This is a genomic window from Mesorhizobium sp. C416B (genome assembly GCF_030323165.1).
Classification (GTDB): Bacteria; Pseudomonadota; Alphaproteobacteria; order Rhizobiales; family Rhizobiaceae; genus Mesorhizobium.
On sequence record NZ_CP100471.1, the window covers coordinates 4821753 to 4834941 of the forward strand.

The 13189-nt window shown below is 65.0% G+C and carries 13 protein-coding genes; 8 read left to right on the plus strand and 5 right to left on the minus strand.

Features of this window, described 5'->3' with window-relative positions:
* Positions 1-51: 51 nt before the first annotated feature.
* Complete coding sequence (locus NLY43_RS23555) at positions 52-591, plus strand: GNAT family N-acetyltransferase (RefSeq protein ID WP_023686555.1); 540 nt, start codon at positions 52-54, stop codon at positions 589-591.
* A gap of 120 nt (positions 592-711) precedes the next feature.
* Positions 712-1812, plus strand: coding sequence for an OmpA family protein (locus NLY43_RS23560; protein WP_023713331.1), 1101 nt, complete (start codon positions 712-714; stop codon positions 1810-1812).
* Here NLY43_RS23560 and NLY43_RS23565 read toward each other — a convergent pair.
* A complete protein-coding gene (locus NLY43_RS23565; RefSeq protein WP_023683085.1) occupies positions 1799-2572 on the minus strand; it encodes an IclR family transcriptional regulator in 774 nt (257 codons plus the stop codon). The two genes, NLY43_RS23560 and NLY43_RS23565, sit on opposite strands and share 14 nt — an antisense overlap.
* A gap of 206 nt (positions 2573-2778) precedes the next feature.
* Between NLY43_RS23565 and NLY43_RS23570 the strand changes: the two genes are divergently transcribed.
* The 5 genes from NLY43_RS23570 to NLY43_RS23590 all read left to right on the plus strand — a co-directional run bounded on the left by NLY43_RS23570 (position 2779) and on the right by NLY43_RS23590 (position 8002).
* Positions 2779-3756 (plus strand): Bug family tripartite tricarboxylate transporter substrate binding protein, encoded by a 978-nt coding sequence (locus tag NLY43_RS23570; protein WP_023691946.1) that lies wholly within the window; start codon positions 2779-2781, stop codon positions 3754-3756.
* 124 nt (positions 3757-3880) lie between these two features.
* Entirely contained in the window at positions 3881-4417 is a 537-nt protein-coding gene (locus NLY43_RS23575; protein WP_023683087.1) for a tripartite tricarboxylate transporter TctB family protein, read from the plus strand.
* 4 nt (positions 4418-4421) lie between these two features.
* Complete coding sequence (locus NLY43_RS23580; RefSeq protein ID WP_023710825.1) at positions 4422-5945, plus strand: tripartite tricarboxylate transporter permease; 1524 nt, start codon at positions 4422-4424, stop codon at positions 5943-5945.
* Positions 5946-5960: 15 nt separating this feature from the next.
* Entirely contained in the window at positions 5961-7139 is a 1179-nt protein-coding gene (locus tag NLY43_RS23585; RefSeq protein ID WP_031215764.1) for a CaiB/BaiF CoA transferase family protein, read from the plus strand.
* The gene (locus NLY43_RS23590; protein WP_023710826.1) at positions 7136-8002 is read left to right on the plus strand and encodes a citryl-CoA lyase; all 867 of its coding nucleotides are present in this window, start codon (positions 7136-7138) and stop codon (positions 8000-8002) included. The genes NLY43_RS23585 and NLY43_RS23590 overlap by 4 nt, the downstream gene beginning before the upstream one ends.
* Positions 8003-8008: 6 nt before the next feature.
* Here NLY43_RS23590 and NLY43_RS23595 read toward each other — a convergent pair whose 3' ends face one another.
* Complete coding sequence (locus NLY43_RS23595) at positions 8009-8485, minus strand: NUDIX hydrolase (RefSeq protein ID WP_023669717.1); 477 nt, start codon at positions 8483-8485, stop codon at positions 8009-8011.
* Between the two features lie 135 nt (positions 8486-8620).
* Positions 8621-8923, minus strand: a complete 303-nt coding sequence (locus NLY43_RS23600; RefSeq protein ID WP_023683090.1) for a hypothetical protein — start codon at positions 8921-8923, stop codon at positions 8621-8623.
* Positions 8924-9141: 218 nt separating this feature from the next.
* On the opposite strand from NLY43_RS23600, the gene NLY43_RS23605 reads away from it, so the two are divergent.
* Positions 9142-9732 (plus strand): invasion associated locus B family protein, encoded by a 591-nt coding sequence (locus tag NLY43_RS23605; RefSeq protein ID WP_023669715.1) that lies wholly within the window; start codon positions 9142-9144, stop codon positions 9730-9732.
* 15 nt (positions 9733-9747) lie between these two features.
* Here NLY43_RS23605 and NLY43_RS23610 read toward each other — a convergent pair whose 3' ends face one another.
* Positions 9748-10440 carry a response regulator transcription factor gene (locus NLY43_RS23610; protein ID WP_023691942.1) on the minus strand — a complete coding sequence of 231 codons (693 nt, stop codon included), beginning with the start codon at positions 10438-10440 and terminating at the stop codon, positions 9748-9750.
* A complete protein-coding gene (locus NLY43_RS23615) occupies positions 10437-13169 on the minus strand; it encodes a DUF4118 domain-containing protein (protein ID WP_286458709.1) in 2733 nt (910 codons plus the stop codon). The genes NLY43_RS23610 and NLY43_RS23615 overlap by 4 nt, the downstream gene beginning before the upstream one ends.
* Between the last annotated feature and the right edge of the window lie 20 nt (positions 13170-13189).

The window sequence follows — 13189 nt, forward strand, 5'->3', positions numbered from 1 at the left end:
TCCGGGCGCGCTGGTTTGCTAAGCGCTGACCGTCAACGGAGGCAGAGTTTCATGGGCAGTCCAAAAACAGCCGGCGTCCCGGTTCTCGAAACGGAACGGACCATCATGCGGGCGCACCGGATCGAAGATTTCGACGACTATGCCGTCATGTGGGCCGACCCCGTCACCACCCGTTTCATAGGCGGCAAGCCGCGGACGCGGGAGGAAAGCTGGATGCGGTTCCTGCGGCATGCCGGCCTGTGGTCGCTGCTCGGCTACGGCTTCTGGGCGGTCGAGGACAAGGCCAGCGGTCGCTTCATCGGCGAAGCCGGATTCCACGACCTGAAGCGCGACATCGAGCCGTCGCTCGAGGGCATTCCGGAAGCCGGCTGGGCGCTGGCGCCGCAAGCGCATGGCAAGGGTCTTGCCAGCGAAGTCGTCAGAAGGGCCCTGGCCTGGGGCGACGAAACCTTTGCCGGCGCGAGAACCGTCTGCATCATCGATCCGGAAAACACCGGCTCGTTGAACGTTGCGGCAAAGTGCGGCTACACCAAGGTCCTGGAAACCACCTATCACGACGGGCTGACGATCCTGCTCGAACGGCGGGTGTGAAGCGCTTCATCGACGCAATTTCCACGTTCTGCCAGGGTTGGCTATTCTAATCTAGCTACGCAATTCCTGTGGGAAAACCGCTCACACTTTTCCTGGAATTGCTCTTTGGGGGAGCCGACCATGCGTGCGATCAATGCGATATTTCTGAAGCTTTTCTGGGCGGGGCTGCTGCTCCTGGCGGCCGTGCAACTGGCGGGCGCCGATGCGACGGTGCCGACCGCCGACATCGAGGGCGGTGCCGACAATCATCTGGCCAAGCGCTACGAGGGGTCGTTCATCGTCTCCTACGAAAAATTCGCCTATACCGATTTTACAGTGCCGCTGTCGCCGCTGAAGCCGAGCGCCGATCCGGATGCCCGTGACACGATGAACAACCGTGTGTTCGCGCCGGACAAGAAGGCTGAGGTCGAAGGCGCGCTGACCCGCATCGCCTATGTGCTGCCGGCCGAGCGCTCCCCGCTCGAAGTGCTGCGCAACTACCAGGATGTGATCGCGGCCGCCGGCGGCGAAGTCCTGTTCGAATGCAAGAAGGAAGAGTGCGGCGGCGCCGCCGACCGGTCGTCGAGCGGTGGCGGCGGCGACATGAGCCTGATGATGTATTTCTTCCATGAAAGCGACGTCAAGGACGCGGCCTTTTCCAATGGCGCCTGTGCGGTAACCACCGGTATCAACGACCAGCGCTTCTTCGCTGCCAAGGTGCCGCAGGATGGCGGCGACGCCTATGTCACTGTTCAGGCCTATTCGCTGATCGACGACCTCTACTGCAAGGAACTCAACGGCCGCACCATCGCCGTCGTTCAGGTGCTGGAGCCCAAGGCGCGCGACAAGAAGATGGTGGTGGTCGAAGCGGCCAAGATGGCGGATTCGCTGTCGGCCACCGGCTCCATCTCGCTCTACGGCATCTTCTTCGACACCGACAAGGCCGACATCAAGCCGGAATCGGAACCGACGCTGAAGGAGATCTCGACGCTTCTGACCAACGAGCCCGGTATGGCGGTGATCGTCGTCGGTCATACCGACAACCAGGGCGCCTTCGACTACAATATCGATCTGTCGTCGCGGCGGGCGCAGTCGGTGAAGGCGGCGCTGGTCTCGAAATACGGCATCGATGGCGGCCGGCTGACCGCCGCCGGCGCCGGCATGATGGCGCCCGTCGCCAGCAATGACGACGAAGCCGGCCGCGCCAAGAACCGCCGCGTAGTGCTGGTCAAGGCGAACTGAGGCCGATCACGGTTTCAGCGCCGGCTAGGCGCGCTGCCTGCTCCAGCATCGAGGCATCCTCGCCAAAGGCGCGGGTGGCGCGAGCGGCGGCCTCCAGCAGGTCCGGTGTCATGCGGCGCAGGAACGCCGTATCGACGCGTGTCGACGGGCCGGCCAGCGTCAAGGCGCCGAGCAGAACGCGGCCCGGTCCGAACACCGGCACCGAGACGCCCGCCGTCTCAGGGTCGCGATCGCCGATCGACAGATAGTGGCAGGCCTTGCGGATGGTCTCGTATGGTTCGCCCGGCTGGCCTGAAAACGCTGCCAGCACGCGGCCGCCCGAGCCGGTGAGCAACGGCAGCAGGTCGCCTTCCCGGATCGTGTAGCGGATAGGATGCTTGGATTCGACGCGGTAGAGACAGGTGCGGGCGTCGCCCGAGCGGACATAGAACGCCACGCTTTCCCAGCTGCGCTCGGCGAGATCGCGCATGATCGGCAGCAGGATGTCGACCGCCACCACGGAGCGCTGGTAGAGCGCGCCGAGCCGGAAGGTGGCGGGTCCGATGCGGTAGCGGCCATCGTCGAGCCGCTCCAGCAACTGCCCGCGCAGCAATGAGTTCGCCAGCCTCAAAATGGTGCTTTTGTAGAGCCCGGTGCGCGCCGCGATCTCGGCCAGGCTGAGCGAGCGGTCGGCGGTCGCGAACGCGTCGAGAATGGCGATCGCGCGGTCGAGCGCGGCAACGCCATCGGCCGGCAACGGCTGGGATCGCGCTTCGGTCATCTCACGAACAGTTTCATTCCAGTTTACCTGCTCGGACAAAGGCCGGCCGAAGCGATTGTGCCGCACATCCATGGTTCTGTCTAGTAGAACAGCGTTCCTGTTGACAGAACGTACCGAAATCGGCATGAATTTTTGCCGAGCGGGTCTGTTTTCAGGCTACGTTTCTGGCAGGCACCGGAGGAGGTGTCGTGATTTGGAGGAATCCCATGCTGAACAGACGCAGATTTTTGATGAGCACCGCGGCCGCAGGCGCTGCCGGATTCGTCGCAACGCATTTGACTCCCGCTTTCGCTCAGGATGCACCGCAGATCCAGATCTTCGTGCCGGCCGCGCCCGGCGGCGGCTGGGACCAGACGGGGCGCACCATCGACCAGGTGCTGCGCAGTGAAAAACTGATCTCCGGCTCGCAGATCACCAATGTCGGCGGCGCCGGCGGCACTGTCGGCCTGCCGCAGTTCATCAGCCAGTGGAAGGGCAAGGGCAATTCGCTGATGGTGGCCGGCATGGTCATGGTCGGCGCCATCATCGCCAACAAATCGGCCAACAACCTTTCCGAAGTGACGCCCATCGCCCGCCTCACCGGCGAGTTCGAGGCGCTGGTGGTGCCGGCGGATTCGCCGTTCAAGACGGCCGGCGATTTCGTCGCCGCGCTCAAAGCGGATCCGACCAAGGTTCCCGTGGCCGGCGGCTCGGCCGGCGGCTCCGACCACATCCTGTTCGGGCTGATCGCCAAGACGGTCGGCGTTCCGGCAACCAACCTCTCCTATGTGCCTTTCGCCGGCGGTGGCGAGGCGCTGTCGGCGCTGCTCGGCAACCAGGTGGCGGCCGGCATTTCCGGCTTCGGCGAGTTCTCCGAGCAGGTCAAGGCGGGCGCGCTTCGGCTGTTGGCGATCTCCGCCGACAAGCGCCAGGACGGCATCGACGCACCGACGATGAAGGAAGCCGGCATTGACGTCGAACTGTTCAACTGGCGCGGCGTCTTCGCACCGCCAGGCGTCTCCGACGCCGACAAGGCGGCGATGGTCACGATGATCGAGACCATGGCCAAGAGCGATGCCTGGGCAGCCGAGTGCAAGAACCGTAACTGGACGCCCATCCTGCTTACCGGCGACGACTATGCGAAATTCCTCGTCGACGACACCGCCCGCATCACCGCGATCCTCAAGGATCTCGGCCTCGCCTGATGTCTTCAGGGGCGGCCACGGCCGCCCCTCCGACATTCGCCTGCGGCATGGACATATCATGCGCTGGGAGTGAAACTGCGGATGCGGCCGGCGGGAGGATGCCGGCCATCTCGGGAGGACATCGATGAGCACCAGCGACCAGCAGCCGGCGCCCCCGCGCCTTGCCATGCCCGAATTGTTGATCGGCATCGGGCTTCTCGCCTGTGCCGCGGCCGTGGCGTGGCAGACCCTGGCCATCCCGGTTTCGCCGCTCTATTCCAAGGTCGGGCCGACCGTCTTCCCCTACATCACCATGACAGGCATGATCGTGCTTTCGCTGCTGCTCATCGTCGCCGCGCTGCGCGGCGGCTGGCAGCCGCAGGAGGAAAAGGAAACGCCGACCGACTGGAAGGCCATGGGCATCGTCGTTGCCGGCCTGGTCGCCAATCTGGTGCTGATCCAGCCGCTCGGCTTCACCGCCGCCTCGGTCATCATGTTCGTGCTCGTCTGTTATGGCTTCGGCAGCAAGCACACGCTGCGCGATGCGCTGACCGGCCTGATCCTGGCGCTTGCCGCCTATTTCGGCTTTGCCAGGGCGCTCGGCGTCAACATTGGCGCCGGCTTCATCGAAAACCAGCTGAACACGGTGATCGACGCGATCATCGCCACTGCGAGGGGCTGACGCCATGGAGACGCTCGGCCATCTCGCCCACGGATTCTCCGTCGCTTTCTCGCCGATGAACCTGCTGTGGTGCCTGGTCGGCACCACGCTCGGCACGGCCATCGGCGTGCTGCCCGGCCTCGGGCCGGCGCTGACCATCGCGCTGCTGCTGCCGATCACCTACCAGGTGGCGCCGGAGGCGTCCTTCATCCTGTTTGCTGGCATCTATTACGGCGCCATGTATGGCGGCTCGACGACCTCGATCCTGCTCAACACGCCGGGCGAAAGCGCCACCATCGTCACCGCGCTGGAAGGCAACAGGATGGCCCGCTCGGGTCGCGGCGGCGCGGCACTGGCGACCTCGGCGATCGGCTCCTTCGTCGCCGGCACCATCGGCACGATGGGCGTCGCCTTCCTGGCCCCGGTGGTGGTGAAGTTCGCGCTCGCCTTCGGGCCGGCCGAATATTTCTCGCTGATGGTGCTTGCCTTCATCACGGTGTCGGCGGTGCTCGGCTCGTCCTCCGTGCGCGGCCTCACCAGCCTGTTCATCGGTTTCGTCATCGGCATGATTGGCGTCGACCTGCAGACGGGACAGCCGCGCTTCACCTTCGGCATGAACGAACTGCTCGATGGCGTCGATGTCATCATTGCCGCGGTCGGCCTGTTTGCCGTCGGCGAGACGCTCTACATGGCCTCGCGCCGCTATGCCGGCAAGGACGAGATCGTGCCGCTCAAGGGCTCGCTCTACATGACCGCGGCCGAATGGGGGCGCTCGTGGAAGCCATGGCTGCGCGGCGCTTTCATCGGCTTCCCGATCGGCGCCATGCCTGCCGGAGGCGCCGAGATCCCGACCTTCCTGTCCTACGCCATCGAAAAGAAGCTGTCGAAGCACAAGGAGGAGTTCGGCACGGTCGGCGCCATCGAGGGCGTTGCCGGACCGGAAGCCGCCAACAATGCGTCTGCCGCCGGCGTGCTGGTGCCGATGCTCACCCTTGGCCTGCCGACCTCGGCGACCGCCGCAATCATGCTGTCGGCCTTCCAGAGCTACGGCATCAATCCGGGACCGCTGCTGTTGACGACGCAGGCCGATCTGGTCTGGGGCCTGATCGCCAGCCTGTTCATCGCCAACGTCATCCTGGTCGTTCTCAACCTGCCGCTGATCGGGCTGTGGGTACGGCTGTTGAAAATCCCGGCGCCGCAGCTCTATGCTGGCATCCTGGTGTTCGCCACCGTCGGCACCTACGGCATCTCGCAATCGCCGATCGACCTCGTCATCCTCTATCTCCTGGGGGCCGCCGGCTTCCTGATGCGACGCTTCGATTTCCCGACCGCGCCGGTCATCATCGGCATGATCCTGGGGCCGCTTGCCGAAACGCAGTTCCGCCGGGCGATGACGATCTCGAACGGCGACTGGTCGGTGTTCTACACCCACAAGCTGTCGCTGGTGCTGCTGATCCTTGCCTTCATCGGGCTCGCCGGTCCGCATATCTGGACCTTCATCGAGCATCGGCGCCGGCGCGGACCCGAGCATGTGCCGGGCGATGCCTGAGCGACCTGGAGCATCATGACCGATCTGCTTGCCGGCATCCGCATTCTCGACCTGACCAATGTGCTGGCGGGCCCTTATTGTGCCTACCAGCTGGCGCTGCTCGGCGCCGATGTCATCAAGGTCGAGACGCCGCAAGGCGGCGATCTGGCGCGCCAGCTCGGCGCCTCGCCGGCGCTCAACGAGGCGGGGATGGGCGCGTCGTTCCTGGCGCAGAATGCCGGCAAGCGATCGGTGGTGCTGGATCTCAAAAGCGAAGCCGACCGCGAACGCTTCCTCGATCTCGTCGCCTCCGCCGATGCGCTGGTCGAGAACTTTCGACCGGGCGTGATGGGGCGGCTGGGGCTTGGCTATGAGGCGCTGAAAGCGGTTCGTCCGGGTCTCGTCTATTGCGCCATATCGGGGTTCGGCCAGACCGGGCCGATGCGCGACAATCCGGCCTACGACCAGATCATCCAGGGGCTGTCCGGCATCATGAGCATCACCGGCACGCCGGAGACCGCACCCTTGCGGGTCGGCTATCCCGTCGCCGACACGCTGGGCGGGCTGGTCGGGGCCTTCGCCACCGCCGCGGCGCTGGTCAAGCAGAAGACCTCGGGCGAGGGCGCGTTTCTCGATGTCTCGATGCTCGAATGCACGCTGTCGGCGCTGGGCTGGCCGGTGTCCAACTATCTGACCGCCGGTCTCGAGCCGCAGCCGATGGGCAATGAGAACATGACGGCTGCGCCCTCCGGCGCGTTTCGCACCGGCGACGGCCTGCTCAACATCGCCGCCAACAAGCAGGAGCAGTTCGTCACGCTTTGCCGGCTGATCGGCCAGCCGGAACTGGCCGACGATCCGCGCTTTGCCGAGCGCGAGACGCGCAAGCAGAACCGCGCCTCCTTGAAAGGGCTGATCGAGACAGCGCTTGCGAGCGCCTCGGCGGCTGCCTGGGAAGAAAAGTTCAACCGCGCCGGCGTTCCGGCGGGCCGGGTGCTGACGATCCCGCAGGTGCTTGGCGAGCGCCAGGTGCTCGAGCGCGACATGACCGCGCGTTTCCAGGGTCTGCCCGGCATGGCGCAGCCGCTGACCGTGGTGCGCGGCGGCTTCATGGTCGATGGCGCGGCACCCTTGCCGGTCCTGCCGCCGCCTGTGCTGGGCGAGCATATGGACGAGGTTTTTTCCACCCTGCCGCCGCGCGCCAGGAGAAGCGCGTGAGCGAGAGAAAAACCGGCCGCGAACGCGGCGAGGAATGGTGGCAGACCGGCATCATCGAGATGAGCCCCGGCATTATCCGGCTGCGCGGCTATGAAATCCAGGAGCTGATCGGCCGCGTCAGCTTTCCGGCCACGATCTGGCTGATGCTGCGCGGCGAATTGCCGAGCGAGGAGCAGGCGGCGCTGCTCGGCATTGCGCTGGGGGCGGCCGTCGACCACGGGCCGCAGGCGCCGTCGATCGCCATTGCCCGCATGGCCATCACCTGCGGCGTCGGCATCAACAGCGCCATGGCGTCCGCCGTCAACGTGCTGGGTGACGTGCATGGCGGCGCCGGCGAACAGGCGCTGTCCTTCTATGGCGACATTGCCGTGGCACTTGACCAGGGTGTTGCGCTGGACCAAGCCGTAGCCGCACGGCTCGACCGTTTCTTCGCCGAGGAGAAAGGCTATGTGCCGGGATTTGGCCATCGCTTCCACCCGGTCGATCCGCGCGCGCCGCGCCTGATCGCAGTGACGCGCGAGTTTACCGCGCGCGGCGTCGTCAGCGGACGCTTTGCCGACATCGCCGAGGCCGTCGAATCAGAGGTGGCACGGCGCAAGGGGAAGAAAATACCGCTCAACATCGACGGCGCCACCGCCGTCATCTATGGCGAGCTCGGCTTTCCGCCGCCGTTGACGCGCGGCCTGTTCGTGCTCTCGCGCTCGGTCGGCATCCTGGCGCATGCATGGGAACAGTCGCAGCAAAGCGAGCGCAACAAAGGGCCGCTGCCGCGCGAATGGCTGTGGGCCTATACGGGCACGCCGCTGCGGCCATTTCCCGCTGAGGGGGATGAGGGTCCCGCTGAAGGGGACGAGGGCAAGTGAGGTTGGTCAGGCCGGGTCCGGCACTGCCGGCTGAGGCGGCGCCAGGTTGGCCATCAGCGTCGAGAGATCCGGCTCATCGATGAGCAACGCCGCGTCCTGCGGCTTGAGCCATGCCCGCTGGCGGCTCTTGGCCTCCTGCCAGTTGGCCAGTTCCTCGGACACCTCCAACAGATAGACGACGACGTCGACGCGCACAAAATTGTGCTCCAGCCGTTTCCAGTAGGAATAGCTGCCGGCAGGCGCCTTGCGGGTCTTGCCGAGCACGCCGGCTTCTTCGCGCGCCTCGATGGTGGCGGCCTTGCGCCCGCTCTTTCCTTTCATCGGCCAGCCCTTGGGCACGATAAAGCGCTTCGTCGCTCGCGACGTCACCAGCATCACTTCGAAATTGCCTGAAACGTCCAGACGAAAGGGAATGGCGGCGACCTGGCGAATGCGTTCGCCTCGCCTTGCCTTGCGTACCGCCTTTTTCTTCGTCGTCGCCATGTGCTGAAAATCCGGTCGGCGGGCGCACCGTCGGCGGGCGCACCGCCGCACGCCGCCTGCAAACCCTGATATGCCCGCGAGGCAATGAGCATTTTTAGTAAATAAGTCGACTAAGTAAATCGCAAGCGACCGATATCAACGGCAAACACGCACAATCTGGTTGTTGACGATCTGAATCGGACAAGCTTGCCGGACGACGGGCACTTCGGGGCGCGGCTGCGGCACGATCCGACGGTCCTGCTCGCGATATTGCTGCTGCTGTTGCTGGAACTGCTGCCGCTGCAGGCTGTTGCGCAATTGCTGCAGCTGGTTCTGCTGGATCAGCCGGTTGGCGCTGGGATTGACGGACTGAGCCGCAGCAGATTGCATGATGCCGGCGAGCGTTGCCGCCGCCAGCATTGCCGACATGAGAACTGTCGATAGGCGAAGCGTCGACATCAGTTCATTCCCGTACAGATATAACCTCCTCTCTATATAGGGCGTTCGTCTCGATCTGCCATGGGCCGGTCTGCCATGGGCCGATCTGCCACGGGTTGGCGAAATCCCTGAGGAAGCGGCCCGGCCGCACTTGACAGAAAAGATCGATTGACCGCTCTATCGGGCGCGGATCTCGGCCTCAATCGCGGCTGACTCGAGGCACAATCGGGAGCATATTGATGAAAAGCAGGCAAGTATATTTCGCGGCGCTACTGGGCAGCATCTGTATTCTTGGCCCGGTGGCAGTCGCGGCGCAAACCAAGACCGACAAGGCGGCGCCTGCCGCCGCAGCGCCCGCCCCTGCTGCCGGCCCGACATTGCCTGGCGGCGCCTCGGCGCTGTCCGAGACACATGGCGACTGGACGGTCAATTGCCAGGTAACCGGCACGGCCAAGGTTTGCAGCCTGTCGCATCAGCAGTTCAACAAGCAGTCCAACCAGCGCCTGCTGGCGATCGAGCTGTCGAGCAAGAGCGGCGAGGATGCCGCCGGAACGCTGGCGCTGCCGTTCGGCCTGGCGCTCGCCAAAGGCGTCAGCCTGACCATCGACGACCAGAAGCTGGAAGGCAGCCTGCCGTTCAACACCTGCCAGGCCGTCGGCTGCCTGGTGCCGGTGGCGTTCGATGCCAGCGTCACGCCGCTGCTCAAGGCAGCCACCACGCTGAAGATCGACGCCTTCGCGGCCGACACCGGTCAAGCGGTGAGTTTCACCATCCCGCTCAACGGCTTCGGCGGCGCACTGGCACGGACCGCGGAACTCTCGGCGGACTGAGCGGAAAACGTCCGGTCACTCAACCTCGCGCAGCCGGTACCCAACGCCGGTCTCGGTGGTGATGTAGCGCGGCTGGTCGGGCGACTTTTCGATCTTCTGCCGGAGCTGGCGGACATAGACCCTGAGATACTGCACGTCGGTCGAATCGCCCCACACCTGCTTCAGCAGGAAATGGTGGGTCAGCACCTTGCCGGCATGCTGCACCATAATGCGCAATATGTCGTACTCCTTGGGGGAGAGCTTTATCTCCTTGCCTTCGACCTTGACGATGCGCTTGACCAGGTCGACGCTGAGATCTCCGGTGTGGAACACCGGCTTTTCGCCCTGCTGCTGGAATTTGTGGCGCAGCGCGACGCGGATGCGGGCGACAAGCTCGTTCATGCCGAACGGCTTGGTGATGTAGTCGTCAGCGCCGAGTTCGAGCGCCGCGACGATGCCGGCTTCGTCGGTGCGGCTGGACAGGATGACCACGGGCACGTCGAGGCCGTCGTCGCGCCATTTCCGCAGGAGATCGAGGCCACCCATGCCGGGCAGGCCGAGGTCGAGCAGGATCAGATCCGGCTTTTGTGCATCGACGAGTTCGATCGCAGCCTTGGCGTTGGGCGCTTCGCTGACCGCATAGCCCTGGCTGCCGAGGCCGACGCGCAGCAGTTTGCGGATCGGCGGCTCGTCATCGACGACCAGTATGCTGACATTGGAATTTGTCATGCCGGATAACCAGATGCTTGCTCGTCCACACCTGATACGTCCGTATCGGACGATTGTACCAACCTCGGCATGCGGATTGTGAAGACTGCGCCCGGGCGATCGCTGCGGTTCGCCGCCATGATCGTGCCGCCCATCGCCTCGATGAAGCCCCGGCAGATCGACAGGCCGAGCCCGGTGCCGGCCTGGACCTGATCGCGCTTGCGCACCCGGTAAAAGCTGTCGAAGACGCGCTCCAGGTCGGCGGGCGGAATGCCCGGTCCCTCATCCATGATCTGCAGCGCGACGGAGCCATTGTCGGCCCAGCCCTGCAGCCGGATTGTCGATCCCTGTGGCGCGTATTTCGCGGCATTGTCGAGCAGATTGAACAGCATTTGTTCGAACAGCACGGGATCAAGCTTCAGCATCGGCAGGTCGGCCGGAATATCAACCTCGGTCTTGTGCCCGGCAGTGATCTTGCGTGCCCGCTGCAAGGCCGAGCCAACGACATCGCCGACATAGTGCAGGGCGAAATTCGGTTCCATGGCGCCCGATTCAATCTTGGTCATGTCGAGCAGATTGGCGATGAAGCGGTTCAGCCGTTCGGACTCGTCGAGCACGGTGGTCAGCAGCTCGGCCCGATCGTCCTCGGGCAGTGCCGGCGCAAATTCCCTGAGCGTGCCGGCCGCGCCCATGATTGCCGCCAGCGGCGTCTTCAGATCATGCGAGATCGACGTCAGCAGTGCCGAGCGCAAGCGGTCGGCCTCGGCCGCCAGCCTGGCGCGGTCGACATCGGCGACCAGCTGGATGCGCTCGATGGCAACCGCCGCCTGGTCGGCCAGCGCGTCGAGCAGGCGCTGTTGCTCGGGCGTCAAGAGCGGCCCCTGCTTGTCATTGTCGAGGCCGACGACGCCGATGGCGGTACGGCCGGTCCGCAAGGGCAGGTAGAGCCGTTTTGCCCCGGGCAGGGTATCGGCGCCACGGCCGGCAGCCCGGTTGTGTTCCCAAGCCCAGCGTGCAGCCGCGATGTCGGCCTCGGCCAGCGTGTCATCGGGGGGATAACCGGCCTTGACGGTGATCGTGCCTTCTTCCGGCAAAAGCAGCACCACGCGCAGCTTCAGCATCGAGGCGATCTGGAAGGCTGTGGCCCACAAAACGTCGTCGAGCGTGCCGGCGCCGGCGAGCTTCTTTGAAAAGAGGTAGATGTCCTCGGTGGCCCGGGCGCGTGAACGGGCGGCGGCTGCCTGACGCTGCACACGCGCCGTCAGATTGCTGGCGATGACGGCAACGACGAGGAAGACGGCGAAGGCAACGATGCTCTCCGGATCGCGGATCGTCATCGTGTAGCGCGGCTCGAGAAAGAAGAAGTTGAAGGCAATGGCGCTGAGGAAACAGGCGTACAGCGCCGGCCACAGGCCAAAGGTCACTGCCGATGTCAGCACCGCCAGCAGCAGCACGCTGGCAAGGTTGCGAACGTCGAGGAACTGATCGAGGATGGCGCTGACGGCAAGCGCGCCGGCGACATAGACGGTCGAGAAAAGATAAGGCCAGATTTGAAATGGCGTCTGCTCGGCCGCCGCCTTGACCCTCGACGTGGCCTCGTTGTCGCGCTCCGTTCCTGAAATGACATGGACGCTGATATCGCCGGCATTGCGGATCAGATCGTAGGTGAGCGAACCCTCGATCAGTTCGCGCCAGCGCGAGCGGGTCGGCCTGCCGACGACGATATGGGTGAAGTTGTTGGCCGTGGCGTGGCGGACGATGTCCTGGGCGACGTTCTGGCCCGGAATGGTCGTCACCTCGGCGCCGAGCTGCTCGGCCAGGCGCAAGAGCGTGGCCAGCTGGTCCTTGTCTTCCTCCGACATGGCGGCCGAACGCGGCGTGTCGACATGCAGCGCCGTCCACGGTGCGCGCAGCCGGTCGGCCAGCCGGCGCGCATAGCGGACACGAGACGCTCCGCCCGGACGCGCATCGACGCAGACGAGCACCCTTTCGCCCGCCGCCCAAGGGCCGGGAATCGCGTGCGACTGCATGTGGTTAAGCAACTGCTCGTCGACGCGCTGGGCGGTGCGGCGCAGCGCCAATTCCCGAAGCGCGGTCAGATTGCCCGGCGAGAAATAGTTTTCGACTGCGCGCTGGGCAGTGTTGGGGAAATAGACCTTTCCCTCTTTCAGCCGCTTGATCAGGTCGTCGGGCGTGAGGTCGATGATCTCGATGTCGTCGGCCTGGTCGATGATGGAGTCCGGGACCGTTTCGCGCACCCTGACGCGGGTGATCTGTGCCACGACGTCATTCAGGCTCTCGACATGCTGGATGTTGAGCGTGGTGTAGACATCGATGCCGCGCGTCAGGATTTCCTGGACGTCGAGATAGCGCTTGGGGTGGCGGCTGCCTGGCGCATTGGTGTGGGCGAGTTCGTCGACGAGCACCAGCGCCGGCCGGCGGGCGAGAATGGCATCGATGTCCATCTCGTCCAGCACGCGGCCTCTGTAGTCGACCTTCTGGCGCGGGATCACCTCGTAGCCTTCGACCAGCGCCAGTGTTTCCTTGCGGCCGTGGGTCTCCACGACGCCGACCACTACGTCGACGCCGTCAGCCAGCCTGGCGCGGCCGGCCATCAGCATTTCATAGGTCTTGCCGACGCCGGGGGCAGCGCCGAGAAATATCCGCAGACGGCCGCGCTCTTCCCGTTCCGCATGCTCGAGCAGCGCGTCCGGAGAGGGTCTGGTATCGTTGCTTCTGGCGTCCGGCATCAGGCTCGATCATGAACGGC